At 73.4% G+C, this 12,424-nt stretch carries 10 protein-coding genes and 1 riboswitch; of the genes, 3 read left to right on the plus strand and 7 right to left on the minus strand.

Annotation, left to right across the window (positions count from 1 at the left end; genetic code table 11):
• Positions 1 to 143: 143 nt before the first annotated feature.
• The gene (locus ACFV9T_RS17985) at positions 144 to 1,295 is read right to left on the minus strand and encodes a cobalt-precorrin-5B (C(1))-methyltransferase (RefSeq protein WP_385441249.1); all 1,152 of its coding nucleotides are present in this window, start codon (positions 1,293 to 1,295) and stop codon (positions 144 to 146) included.
• Positions 1,296 to 1,348: 53 nt separating this feature from the next.
• Here ACFV9T_RS17985 and ACFV9T_RS17990 point away from each other — a divergent pair, with 53 nt between their 5' ends.
• Positions 1,349 to 2,119 carry a cobalt-precorrin-6A reductase gene (locus tag ACFV9T_RS17990; protein WP_385441251.1) on the plus strand — a complete coding sequence of 257 codons (771 nt, stop codon included), beginning with the start codon at positions 1,349 to 1,351 and terminating at the stop codon, positions 2,117 to 2,119.
• Position 2,120: 1 nt separating this feature from the next.
• Here the strand turns inward: ACFV9T_RS17990 and ACFV9T_RS17995 are convergent, their stop codons facing one another.
• From ACFV9T_RS17995 to cobG, 3 genes are read right to left on the minus strand one after another with little or no spacing between them, the layout of a single operon-like run.
• Entirely contained in the window at positions 2,121 to 3,656 is a 1,536-nt protein-coding gene (locus ACFV9T_RS17995) for a precorrin-2 C(20)-methyltransferase (RefSeq protein ID WP_385441253.1), read from the minus strand.
• Positions 3,653 to 4,315, minus strand: coding sequence for a precorrin-8X methylmutase (locus ACFV9T_RS18000; RefSeq protein ID WP_385441255.1), 663 nt, complete (start codon positions 4,313 to 4,315; stop codon positions 3,653 to 3,655). Before ACFV9T_RS18000 ends, ACFV9T_RS17995 begins: the two co-directional genes overlap by 4 nt.
• Positions 4,312 to 5,664 carry a precorrin-3B synthase gene (gene cobG / locus ACFV9T_RS18005; protein ID WP_385441257.1) on the minus strand — a complete coding sequence of 451 codons (1,353 nt, stop codon included), beginning with the start codon at positions 5,662 to 5,664 and terminating at the stop codon, positions 4,312 to 4,314. Before cobG ends, ACFV9T_RS18000 begins: the two co-directional genes overlap by 4 nt.
• Positions 5,665 to 5,738: 74 nt before the next feature.
• Positions 5,739 to 5,876: riboswitch (cobalamin riboswitch) on the plus strand.
• 34 nt (positions 5,877 to 5,910) lie between these two features.
• On the opposite strand from cobG, the gene cobN reads away from it, so the two are divergent.
• Positions 5,911 to 9,540, plus strand: a complete 3,630-nt coding sequence (cobN, locus tag ACFV9T_RS18010) for a cobaltochelatase subunit CobN (RefSeq protein WP_385441260.1) — start codon at positions 5,911 to 5,913, stop codon at positions 9,538 to 9,540.
• Between the two features lie 36 nt (positions 9,541 to 9,576).
• Here the strand turns inward: cobN and ACFV9T_RS18015 are convergent, their stop codons facing one another.
• Positions 9,577 to 9,819: a hypothetical protein gene (locus ACFV9T_RS18015; RefSeq protein ID WP_385441263.1), complete on the minus strand. Its 243-nt coding sequence runs from the start codon at positions 9,817 to 9,819 to the stop codon at positions 9,577 to 9,579.
• A 307-nt stretch (positions 9,820 to 10,126) separates the two neighbouring features.
• Here ACFV9T_RS18015 and ACFV9T_RS18020 point away from each other — a divergent pair, with 307 nt between their 5' ends.
• Entirely contained in the window at positions 10,127 to 11,155 is a 1,029-nt protein-coding gene (locus tag ACFV9T_RS18020; RefSeq protein WP_385441264.1) for a cation diffusion facilitator family transporter, read from the plus strand.
• A gap of 88 nt (positions 11,156 to 11,243) precedes the next feature.
• On the opposite strand, the gene gntA is transcribed toward ACFV9T_RS18020, so the two are convergent.
• Together gntA and ACFV9T_RS18030 are read right to left on the minus strand one after the other, a co-directional pair.
• Positions 11,244 to 11,987 carry a guanitoxin biosynthesis heme-dependent pre-guanitoxin N-hydroxylase GntA gene (gene gntA, locus ACFV9T_RS18025; protein ID WP_385441267.1) on the minus strand — a complete coding sequence of 248 codons (744 nt, stop codon included), beginning with the start codon at positions 11,985 to 11,987 and terminating at the stop codon, positions 11,244 to 11,246.
• A gap of 221 nt (positions 11,988 to 12,208) precedes the next feature.
• A complete protein-coding gene (locus tag ACFV9T_RS18030) occupies positions 12,209 to 12,337 on the minus strand; it encodes a hypothetical protein (protein ID WP_385441270.1) in 129 nt (42 codons plus the stop codon).
• Between the last annotated feature and the right edge of the window lie 87 nt (positions 12,338 to 12,424).

A 12,424-nucleotide genomic window follows, 5' to 3' on the forward strand; every position in this document is an offset into this window, starting at 1 on the left:
ACCCCCTCCGGCGCCGGGGCGCTGCGGTCCGTGTCACGTGGGTGCCGAGCCTGTGGCGTCTCGCGTCCCATGGCGGGGCAGGGCTTGACCCGCGCAAGGGACGCTGCCGCGTCGCGGCATACGCGCCCCCACCGCGGGAGGCGTCAGGTGTCTCGTGGGCCGCGCGGGGCAGCGCGGCCCACGACCGTGCCTGCTCGGTCTATGCAGATCACGTCGACCGCCACCGGCGCCCCGCGCAGCACGTCCAGGGCCGTGGCGCGGGCAGCGGTCGCGACCAGGTCGCCCAGGGGGACGTCTTGGGCGGCGCACAGGTGCAGGGCTTCCAGACCGGTGTTGGCCGTCGTCACCGCTGCCGCCAGGGCGTCGTCCGCGCCGCCGTGGCGGGCCAGGTCGGCCAGGTAGGCCTTGTCGACCTGGGAGCGGGAGGAGTGGAGGTCGAGGTGGCCCGCGGCGAGTTTGGAGAGCTTGGCGAAGCCGCCCGCGACCGTCAGGCGGTCCACCGGGTGGCGGCGCAGGTACTTGAGGACGGCGCCCGCGAAGTCGCCCATGTCCAGCAGGGCGTCCTGCGGCAGCCCGTGTTCGGCCACCGCCACCTTCTCGGAGGTCGAGCCCGTACATCCCGCCACGTGCCGCCGCCCCGCCGCCCGCGCCACGTCCACGCCGCGCCGGATGCTGTCGATCCAGGCGGAGCAGGAGTACGGCACCACGACGCCGGTCGTGCCGAGGATGGACAGGCCGCCGAGGATGCCCAGCCGGGGGTTCCACGTGCTGCGGGCGATCTCCTCGCCGTGGTCCACCGAGACCTCGATCTCGACATCGCCGCCCTCACCGTGGCGGGCGGCGACCTCGGCGATGTGGTCGCTCATCAGCTGGCGCGGCACGGGGTTGATGGCCGGTTCGCCCACCGCGAGCGGCAGTCCTGGCCGGGTGACGGTGCCGACGCCGGGGCCCGCCCGGAACACCACGCCACTGCCCGGCGGCAGGGCGCGCACGGTCGCCCGTACCAGCGCGCCGTGGGTCACGTCGGGATCGTCCCCGGCGTCCTTCACGACGGCGGCCATGGCCCGGTCGGCGCCCAGCTCCTCGGCCGCCAGGGCGAACGCGGGCCGCTGGCCCTTCGGCAGCGCGATGGTCACGGGGTCGGGGAAGTCGCCGCTGAGCAGCGCGGTGTACGCGGCCGTCGTCGCGGCCGTCGCACACGCCCCGGTGGTCCACCCGGGCCGCAGCCCGGTGCGCTCCAGCTGGGCCCCGCGACCCCCGCTCACGCCGCTCACCCCGGTCTCCGCGTCAGCCATGGGCCACCCGCCGCGCATACGATGACGGGCGCACGGACGACGAAAGGCAGCCGATGAACAGCGCACCCGTGCGCCATGTGCTCATCCTGGGCGGCACCACCGAGGCCCGCCGCCTCGCCGCGGAGCTGGACGGCGACCCCGCCCTGCGCGTCACCAGTTCCCTCGCGGGCCGGGTCGCCGCACCGCGACTGCCCGCCGGGCAGGTGCGGATCGGCGGGTTCGGGGGCCCCGAGGGCATGGCCCGCTGGCTGCGCGAGCACCAGGTGGACGCGCTCATCGACGCCACCCATCCTTTCGCCGACACGATCAGTCACAACGCGGCCCGAGCGGCCGCCGCCGTCCATGTTCCCCTGCTCGCCCTGCGCCGCCCCGGCTGGGTGGCGGGCCCCGGCGACCACTGGCATCCGGCGGCTTCGCTGGACGAGGCCGCGCGGCTGCTGCCGGAGCTGGGGGAGCGGGTCTTCCTCACCACGGGCCGCATGGGGCTGGCCGCCTTCGCCCACCTCACCGACCCGTGGTTCCTGGTCCGCTCGGTCGACGCCCCGCAGCCGCCGCTGCCGCCGCGCATGGAGGTGATCCTCGACCGGGGCCCGTTCACCCTCGATGGCGAGAGCGCCCTGCTGCGCCGCCACCGCGTCGACGTCCTGGTCACCAAGGACAGCGGCGCCGGGGCCACGGCCCCCAAGCTGGCCGCGGCCCGCGCCGCCGGAATCCCGGTGGTCGTCGTCCAGCGCCCGCCCGCCCCGGAGGGCGTCCCGGTGGCCCGGACCCCTACCGAGGCCATCGCCTGGCTCCGTACGACCCGTACGACCGCACGCCCCTGAGTCACACCTCGGGGTAGCGGCGCGGGGTCCAGACGATGTCGGTGCCGTCGCCTCGGCGGACCGTACGGGTCTGGGAGGAGCCGATCAGGAGGATCGTGCGCATGTCCACCTCGGCCGGGTCGAGGTCGGCCAGGCGGATGACGCGGACGGATTCCTCGGGGCCGCCGACATCACGGCCCAGGACGACCGGGGTGTCCGGCGAGCGGTGTTCCAGGAGGAGATCGCGGGCCTTGCCGACCTGCCAGATCCGGCTGCGGGAGCCAGGGTTGTAGAGGGCGAGGACCAGATCGGCGGCGGCCGCGGCCCGCAGGCGTTCGGCGATGACCTCCCAGGGCTTGAGCCGGTCGGACAGGGAAACGACGGCGTAGTCGTGACCGAGCGGCGCGCCCGCGCGGGCGGCGGCGGCGTGGGCCGCGGTCATGCCGGGCAGCACCCGGACCGGGACATCGCGGTACGGGTCCTCGGACGCGGCCTCCAGCACGGCCGTGGCCATGGCGAACACGCCGGGGTCGCCCGAGGAGACCACGGCGACACGCCGACCGCGCCGGGCCAGGTCGAGGGCGAACTCGGCGCGTTCGGCCTCGACCTTGTTGTCGGAGGGGTGGCGCCGCTGGCCGGGGCGTACGGGGACCCGGTCCAGGTAGGTGGTGTAGCCGACCAGGTCCTCGGCGGCGGCCAGTTCACCTCGGGCCTCGGGGGTGAGCCACAGCGGACCGGCCGGGCCGAGGCCCACCACGACGACCTCGCCCGCGCGCCCGGCCCCGGAGACATCGGGAGCGTCCGGCGCGTCGATACGGCTCGGCAGCACCGCCACCGAGAAGTAGGGCACGGACGACGGATCGACCTCGCCCAGCGACCCGGTGCGCTCCGCGCTCATCGTGGCGCGCTCCACGTACCGCGCGTCGGCGAGCCGCCCCGAACGCTCCAGGGCGCGCCGTACGGTCGGGAAGGTGCGGCCTAGCTTCATGACCGCCGCCGCGTCGGTCGTCGCGAGGCGCGCCGTCAGCTCCTCCTCGGGCAGCGTGCCCGGGAGGACCGTCAGCACTTCCTCGCCCTCCACCAGCGGCGCGCCGAGCCGGGCGGCCGCCGCGCTGACCGAGGTGACGCCGGGGATCACCTCGGTCGGGTAGCGGTCGGCGAGCCGCTTGTGCATGTGCATGTACGAGCCGTAGAAGAGCGGGTCGCCCTCGGCCAGCACCGCGACCGTGCGCCCCGCGTCCAGGTGCGCGGCGAGCCGCGCCGCCGCCTCCGCGTAGAACTCCTCCATCGCGCCCCGGTAGCCGCCCGGATGGTCGGTGCCCTCCGTGGTGACCGGGTAGACCAGCCGCTCTTCGATGTGGTCGGGCCGCAGATGCCGCTCGGCGATGGAGCGGGCGATGCTGCGGCCGTGCCGGGCGCTGTGGTACGCCACGACATCGGCCCCGGCGATGACCTCGACCGCCCGTACCGTCATCAGGGAAGGGTCACCGGGCCCGAGGCCCACGCCGTACAGCCGGCCCTTCGCCGCGGGCGTCGCCTCTCGCTGCTGCTCGCTCACTCTTCCTCGCTCGCTATCGCGTTGATCGCGGCCGCGGCGATGGCGCTGCCGCCGCGTCGGCCGCGCACCACCAGATGGTGGGGCGCCGCCGGGTGTCCGGCCAGCGCCTCCTTGGACTCGGCGGCGCCGATGAACCCGACCGGTACGCCGATGACGGCGGCCGGGCGCGGCGCGCCCTGCTCGATCATCTCCAGCAGCCGGAACAGCGCGGTGGGCGCGTTGCCGACCGCCACGACCGAACCCTCCAGCCGGTCCCGCCACAGCTCCAGCGCGGCTGCGCTGCGCGTCGTCCCCATGCGCCGCGCCAACTCCGGTACGGCCGGGTCGGACAGCGTGCACACCACGTCGTTGTCGGCGGGCAGCCGCTTGCGGGTGACGCCGCTGGCGACCATCTGGGCGTCGCAGAGCACGGGCGCCCCGGCGCGCAGCGCCTCCCGGGCGCGGGCGACCACCTCGGGGGTGTACGCGAGGTCCTTGACCAGGTCGACCATGCCGCACGCGTGGATCATCCGCACCACGACCTGGCTGACGTCGGCGGGGAGGCCGCCCAGGTCCGCCTCGGCGCGGATGGTGGCAAAGGAGGCGCGGTAGATGGCCGCCCCGTCCTTCTCGTAGTCGAACACGGTGTCCTCGATGTCCTCGATCATGTCGTTGATCATGCTGTTCCGCGGGCCGCCGCCACGGCGTCGGCCAGTTGCTCCGCTGCCACGTCCATCACGCCGCCGCCGGTCACCCCGTCCGGCTCGCGCGTGTCGCGCACGGTGAGCCGGTAGTCCGTAGCGGACGTGGCCAGCGCGTCCACCCAGTGGCCGCCGGGGTGGCCGCAGCGCCGCTCGCAGCCGGAGAAGTACACCGGCGGCGCGCCGGGGGAGCGGGGAGTGCCCGCCACCGCGCGTGTCGCGTGGGCGCGCACATCGGCCAGGGACTTGGCGCAGCCCGGCCGCCCCGTGCACGCGCCGACCCCGGCCCACGGGGAATCCGGCTCGGTCACCAGCCCCGCGTCGGTCACTTCACGCGCCGCGGCCGCCGCGCTGTCCGCCGTGAACCCCGGGAGCACCACGCCGCGCCAGGGTGTCACACGCAGCTCACCCGACCCGCCCCGGGAGGCGAGCGCGGCGAGCAGCCGCCACTGTGCGGCGCGGACCCGGCCGAGCGGCACCAGGACGGACACGGCACACCGCCCGTCCGGCCCGGACACGACGCCCGGCGCGGGCGGTGTGCCGGGCGCGTCGCTCGGCCGCTCATGTCCGATTCGCGCGGCTTCGACGCCCTCGTCCGCGAGTCGCGCCGCCAAGCCGTCGACGGTCACGGCGTGTTGCGCGGGCAGGTCGCGCACCCGCCACGCCCGCGTGCCGCTCGCCCGGGCCAGGAACTCCACGGCGGCCAGCGCGGCGGCGCGCGGCACATCCCGCGCCCGCACCTCCAACGCGACCCCGTCAGCCCCGGAGCCCACCCGCAGTACGGCTCCGCCGTCCCCCGTTGCGATCAATGTCACATCCGCGCTCAGCGCGGCCACATCGCCCCGGCCGTCGTCCATCGCGAACAGGAAACGGCCCGACAAGCCGGACAGTTCTTCCCACGCGCCACCGCACAGCGCGGCGTCCAACTCCCGCGTCCACGCCGTGACATCGCCGTATCCGGCGCCGTCGAGCCCGCTCAGCGGGGACGCCACGATGTTGCGCACCCGGTCGTACCGCTCGGAGGGGAGCAGTCCGGCGTCCCGCAGCCCGGCCGCCAGTTCGCCACCGCAGGTCGCCGCCAGGCCGCGGAGCTGGAGATTTCCGCGCGAGGTGAGGTCCAGCCCGCCGTCCCCCAGCTCCTCGCTCACCCGCGCCAGCGCCTGCGCCTGACGCACCGTCAGCAGGCCGCCCGGTGTCCGGACGCGCGCCAGGGACCCGTCGTCCGCGGAGTGCAGCCGCAGCGCGCCGGGGCAGGCGTCATCGCGTCCGCGCTCCCGGCGTGGGGGCGCTTCATCCGCAGGTGGGACGGTTGTCGGGGGGAGGGACATGGCGGCGAGCATACCGACGTTTCGTCGGCCCTCACCGTCCCGTGCCAGGTCAGGAACGCCTACTATGCTCTGCGGCGGGCCGTCTGGCCCGCCGGACGCTTAAGACGGCGTTTAGGGGAGGAAACCGGTGCGAATCCGGTGCGGTCCCGCCACTGTGAGCACGGCCAGCCCGCCGTGCGAGCCAGGAACTCCCGCCGTCTTCACAACCCGCCCGGGGCGCGGACCCCGAGGAAGGCGCGCTGAGCCATGATCCTTCTGCTGTCGACGTCCGACACCGACCTGCTCAGTGCCCGCGCGGCCACGGGCCCGGTGCCATACCGCCTCGCCAACCCGGCGCGGCTCGCGCTCGACGAGCTGCCCGGCCTCCTCGACGGTGCCGAACTCGTCGTCGTACGGCTCCTCGGTGGCGTCCGCGCCTGGGAGGAAGGCCTCGCAACCCTGCTCGCGGGCGACCTCCCCGTCGTCGTGCTCACCGGTGAACAGGCCCCTGACGCCCAGCTCATGGAGGCGTCCACGGTCCCCGTGGGCATCGCCGCCGAGGCGCACGCCTACCTCGCCCACGGCGGACCCGCCAACCTGGAGCAGCTGGCCCGGTTCCTCTCCGACACCGTGCTGCTCACCGGCCACGGCTTCGAGCCGCCCGCCCCCGCCCCCACCTGGGGTCCGCTGGAGCGCACCGCGCGCGAGGACGTCACCGGACCGACCATCGCCGTGCTCTACTACCGGGCCCACCACATGAGCGGCAACACCGCCTTCGTGGAAGCCCTGTGCCAGGCCGTGGAGGACGCCGGGGCGCGCCCGCTGCCGCTGTATGTCGCCTCCCTCCGGGCCCCGGAACCCGAGCTGATCGAGGCCCTCGGCGCGGCCGACGCCGTCGTCACCACCGTGCTCGCCGCGGGCGGCACCCGCCCCGCCGAGGCGTCGGCGGGCGGCGACGACGAGTCGTGGGACGCGGGCGCGCTCGCCGGGCTCGACGTCCCCGTACTCCAGGCGCTGTGCCTGACCTCGTCCCGCAGCGCGTGGGAGGAGAACGACGAGGGCCTGTCCCCGCTGGACGCCGCGACCCAGGTCGCCGTCCCGGAGTTCGACGGACGGCTCATCACCGTCCCGTTCTCCTTCAAGGAGGTCGACGAGGACGGCCTGCCCGTCTACGCTCCCGACCCCGAGCGCGCCGTGCGTGTCGCCGGAATCGCGGTACGACACGCCCGGCTCCGCCACATACCGGCGGCCGACAAGCGCCTCGCGCTCGTCCTGTCCGCCTACCCCACCAAGCACTCCCGGATCGGCAACGCGGTCGGCCTCGACACCCCCGCCAGCGCCGTCGCCCTGCTGCGCCGGCTGCGCGCCGAGGGGTACGACCTCGGCCCCGAGGAGGGCCCCGGATCGCTTCCGGGCCTGGTCTCCGGCGTCGGCGACGAGCTGATCTACGCCCTCATCGAGGCGGGCGGCCACGACCAGGACTGGCTCACCGAGGAGCAGCTGGCCAAGAACCCGGTCCGGGTCCCCGCCGCCGACTACCGCCGCTGGTACGCCACGCTGCCGCAGGAGCTGCGCGACGCGGTCGAGGAGCACTGGGGCCCGCCGCCCGGCGAGATGTTCGTGGACACCAGCCGCGACCCCGAGGGCGAGATCGTCCTCGCCGCGCTGCGCCACGGCAACCTGCTGGTCGTCATCCAGCCGCCGCGCGGCTTCGGCGAGAACCCCATCGCCATCTACCACGACCCCGACCTGCCGCCCTCGCACCACTACCTGGCCGCCTACCGCTGGATGGCGAGCCCCGAGGCCGACGGCGGCTTCGGCGCCGACGCCATGGTGCACCTGGGCAAGCACGGCAACCTGGAGTGGCTGCCGGGCAAGAACGCGGCCCTGTCCGCCGCCTGCGGCCCCGACGCCGCGCTCGGCGACCTGCCGCTGATCTACCCGTTCCTGGTCAACGACCCCGGCGAGGGCACCCAGGCCAAGCGCCGCGTCCACGCCACCCTGGTCGACCACCTCGTGCCGCCGATGGCCCGCGCCGATTCGTACGGCGACATCGCGCGCCTGGAACAGCTGCTGGACGAGTACGCCGCCATCTCCGCGATGGACCCGGCCAAGCTCCCCGCCATCCGCGCCCAGATCTGGACCCTCATCCAGGCCGCCCGGCTCGACCACGACCTCGGCCTTGAGGAGCGCCCCGACGACGAGGGCTTCGACGACTTCCTGCTGCACGTCGACGGCTGGCTGTGCGAGGTCAAGGACGCCCAGATCCGCGACGGTCTGCACGTCCTCGGCGGCGCGCCCACCGGCCCCGAGCGGGTCAACCTCGTCCTGGCCATCCTGCGCGCCCGCCAGATCTGGGGCGGTACGTCGGCGCTTCCCGGGCTGCGCGAGGCGCTGGGCCTGGACGAGTCGGCCGCCACCCGCACCGGCGCGGACGAGGCCGAGGAGCGCGCCCGCGTCCTCGTCCAGGCGATGGAGGACGCGGACTGGGCCCCGGAGGCCGCCGAGCGGGCCGCCCTCGACCTGCCCGAGGAGCAGCGCCCCGCCGTCACCGCGATCCTGGAGTTCGCCGCCCGCGAGGTCGTCCCGCGCCTCGCCGCCACGACCGACGAGATCGACCACGCCGTGCACGCCCTGAACGGCGGCTTCGTCCCGGCCGGGCCGTCAGGATCGCCGCTGCGGGGCCTGGTCAACGTCCTGCCGACGGGCCGTAACTTCTACTCCGTCGACCCCAAGGCCGTGCCCAGCCGCCTGGCCTGGGAGACCGGCCAGGCGCTCGCCGACTCGCTGCTGGAGCGCTACCGCGCCGACAACGACGGCCAGTACCCGAGGTCGGTCGGCCTGTCGCTGTGGGGGACGAGCGCGATGCGCACCTCCGGCGACGACGTGGCCGAGGCGCTGGCGCTGATGGGTATCCGTCCGGTGTGGGACGACGCCTCGCGGCGCGTCACGGGACTTGAACCCGTTGCTCAGGACCAGCTCGGCCGCCCGCGCGTCGATGTCACCCTGCGCATCAGCGGCTTCTTCCGCGACGCCTTCCCGCACGTCGTCGGGCTGCTGGACGACGCCGTACGGCTCGCCGCGTCGCTGGAGGAGGACGACGACGTCAACTACGTCCGCGCCCACACCCGCGCCGACCTCGCCGAGCACGGCGACGAGCGCCGCGCCACCACCCGCATCTTCGGCTCCCGGCCGGGGACGTACGGCGCGGGGCTGCTCCAGCTCATCGACAGCCGCGACTGGCGCACCGACGCCGACCTCGCCGAGGTCTACTCGGTGTGGGGCGGCTACGCGTACGGCCGTGGCCTGGAGGGCCGCCCGGCGCGCGAGGAGATGGAGACCGCGTACCGCAGGATCGCGGTCGCGGCGAAGAACACCGACACGCGCGAGCACGACATCGCCGACTCGGACGACTACTACCAGTACCACGGCGGCATGGTCGCCACCGTGCGCGCGCTGAAGGGCACCGCCCCGGCCGCGTACATCGGCGACTCCACCCGCCCCGAGACGGTGCGCACCCGCACGCTGCACGAGGAGACCTCGCGGGTCTTCCGGGCCCGGGTGGTCAACCCGCGCTGGATCGAGGCGATGCGCCGCCACGGCTACAAGGGCGCGTTCGAGCTGGCCGCCACCGTCGACTACCTCTTCGGCTACGACGCCACCACGGGCGTGGTCGCCGACTGGATGTACGACAAGCTGGCCCAGACGTATCTGCTCGACCCGGAGAACCGCGCGTTCCTGGAGGACGCCAACCCCTGGGCACTGCACGGCATGGCCGAACGGCTGCTGGAGGCCGAGAGCCGTGGTCTGTGGGAGAAGCCGGACCCGGAGGTGCTGGAGCGGGTCCGGGAGCTGTTCCTGGAGACCGAGGGCGGCCTGGAGGGCGGGGACGACTGATCCCCGAGGTCCCTCAGCGACCGAACGGGCGGCGGCTCAGCCGGAGGACGGCCGGGCCGCCGCCCGGATCCGGTCCGGCCAGGGCGGGCAGTTGACCAGTTCGGTCCACTCGCGGTCGTACGCCCCGGGCACCGCCCGCCCCGCGGACGACCACCGCTCGACCAGGGCCGCGTAGATCGGTACGCAGCTCGACTGGTGCAGCGTCTGGTGAACCGTTCCGCCGCCTTCGGTGCTCCGGTCCAGCGCTCTGCTCGGCTGCGAGAGAGAACGGCGTCGCATCGTCGTCGTCATGGTCGGCCAACGCGCGGCGCCCCGCGGGGTCACCTCCTTCGCGCCGACCTCACCCGCACCGGCGTGGCCTCGTACACATCAGCGACCGGTGGGCGGCCGCCCGGGTGACGCCCGTACGGGTGCCCGGTGGCCGGGGCCCGGTGCGCTGCGCATTTCCTCGTGCCTGGCAATGAAAAGCGTTGCCGAATTCATGAGCCAATGCCACCTGATAACCGTGTCCATTGCAGCCTTTGGAGAATTCTCCGAAGTGCTGTTCAATTGCGGCTGTCCATAAAGCGAGCCGAGGAGGATCCGGGTGGGAGCCCATACGCACGGTCACGGGCACGGGCACGGCGAGGGGCACGGCGGGCACGCGCACGGAGTGGCGGAGGACGCCGACCGCCGATGGCTCTCCATCGCTCTCGCGCTGATCACCGGATTTATGCTGGTCGAGGTCGTACTCGGGGTCATCGCGCGTTCGGTGGCGCTGCTCTCCGACGCGGCGCACATGCTCACCGACGCCGCCTCGATCGTCCTCGCGCTCATCGCCATCCGGCTTTCGGCCCGGCCGGCGCGCGGCGGCTATACCTATGGGCTCAAGCGGTCGGAAATCCTTTCCGCGCAGGCCAATGGGCTTTCTCTGCTGCTGCTCGGCGCATATCTCGGCTATGAGGCGGTCGAGCGGCTGATCGACCCGCCCGAGGTGACCGGTGGCCTGGTGCTGGCCGTCGCGCTCGCCGGGGTCGTGGTGAACATCGTGGCGGCGTGGTGCATGTCGAAGGCGAACCGTTCGTCGCTGAACGTCGAAGGCGCCTTCCAGCATGTGCTGAACGACCTCTACGCCTTCATCGCCACCGCCATCGCCGGACTGGTCGTGGTGACCACGGGCTTCGCCCGGGCGGACGCCATCGCCGGTCTCATCGTGGTCGTCCTCATGATCAAGGCGGGCGTGGGACTGCTGCGGGCCTCCGGCCGTGTCCTGCTGGAGGCGGCTCCCGCCGGGGTCGAACCGGACGAGATCGGGAGCCTGCTGGCCTCCCACGCCGAGGTGGCCGAGGTGCACGATCTGCACGTCTGGCAGATCACCTCGGGCGAGGTCTCGCTGTCCGCCCACGTTCTGGTCGGGGAGCAGGGCGACTGCCACGCGGTACGGGAGGGGCTGGAAGCGGTGCTGCGCGAGCGGTACGGCATCACCCACACCACGCTCCAGGTGGACCACCTCGACACCCCGCCGCCCCGGCCCCGGACGGACGGCGACGAGCACCGGCGCGCGGACGAACCGCTCGTCGAGCACTGCCTGACCGCCCACGGCCCGGTCCACCGGGCGTCGGCGCACGACCACTGATCGGGACGCCGCCACGCGAGGGGCCCGGGTGCGGATACCGCACCCGGGCCTTAGGGGGTGTCTTGCCGTCAGCGCCGCTCGCGGAGGTTCAGCCGCCGCTTCCGGTGGCGGACGCGGCGGCCGCCGAGACGGTCAGCTCCCGCTCCGCACGCTCCCGCTCGGCCGCCCGGGCGGCGAAGGGGCACTGCCAGTCCGGCGGCTTGGGACGGCCCGAGTACCGGCGGGCCTCGGACAGCTCCTCGTACTCGTACAGGTTGGGATTGATGTCCCCCTGCAGCTGGATGTCCTGCTTGCGGATCTTCTCCGCGAGGCGGTCCCACATCCCGGCGGCCTTGATCCTGTCGAACTGCTCATGGGAGTTGAAGGCCAGCATCGGGAAGGGCGGCCTGCGGCCGAACCGGCGGTGGGTCTCATGCAGGCCGATCACGAAGAAGGGATGGCCGGCCACGCTGAATCCGAACTCGGGGGACTGGGCATCGGAGGAATAGCCCTCCGCCCAGTGATGGAAATCCGCGTCCTGTTCGTGGAGCAGCTGCAGCTGTTGCCAGAGCAGCTCTTCGAACCGCAGCTCATCGACCCCGCGCGGTTGCTCGAAGGTCGCGATGAAACTGGTGAACGTCCGGGCGCTCCAGTCCGCCGTACTCACGAACTCCGCGATATCGAGCGCCAGCAGCCGGGCGGAGTCTTCGCCCCCCAGCAGGTCATAGTGGCGGTGAGTGATGCCTCCCCGGCGCCAGGCGGAACGTCCCGCCAGGCACGCGAACCGTTCCCCGAGGATGAACTCCTCGACGTCACCACGCGCATCCACCGTCATGGCCAGCCTTTCTTCCACCTACGTGCCTCCTCGCAGCAGGTCATCTCCTTCACGCATCCGAAAGCGCCCACCCCTCACCGGCGGTACCCGGAAGGACCGAGTCCGCAGGAGGACGGGGAAGGTCACTTGGAGATTGTGACGGGCCGAGGCCGATCAACGAAATTGGTGGCGAGCTTCGTGCTGAAGAAATCGCCCACGGCGGGATGTTCGTAGCGAACGGTCGCCGGATAACGGTCGTATCAGGCGGCGGCCGGAGCGGCCGACGGCTTGAACACGACGGTCAGAAGCGACTTCGCGAGCTGTGCGAGCAGCGCTTCCACGGCCATGCGGGCCAGCTTGGTCAGGACGGGCATCAGGATCTCGGCCATGGGTTACCTCACTGAACGGAACAGATGCGGAAGCCAGTCATCCGCTTCCATTCCGTAGCATGACCCGGGGCGGGGAAGCGGGTCACG

Origin of the sequence: Streptomyces sp. NPDC059850 (genome assembly GCF_042731515.1) — a bacterium.
In the GTDB taxonomy this organism is placed as follows: Bacteria; Actinomycetota; Actinomycetes; order Streptomycetales; family Streptomycetaceae; genus Streptomyces.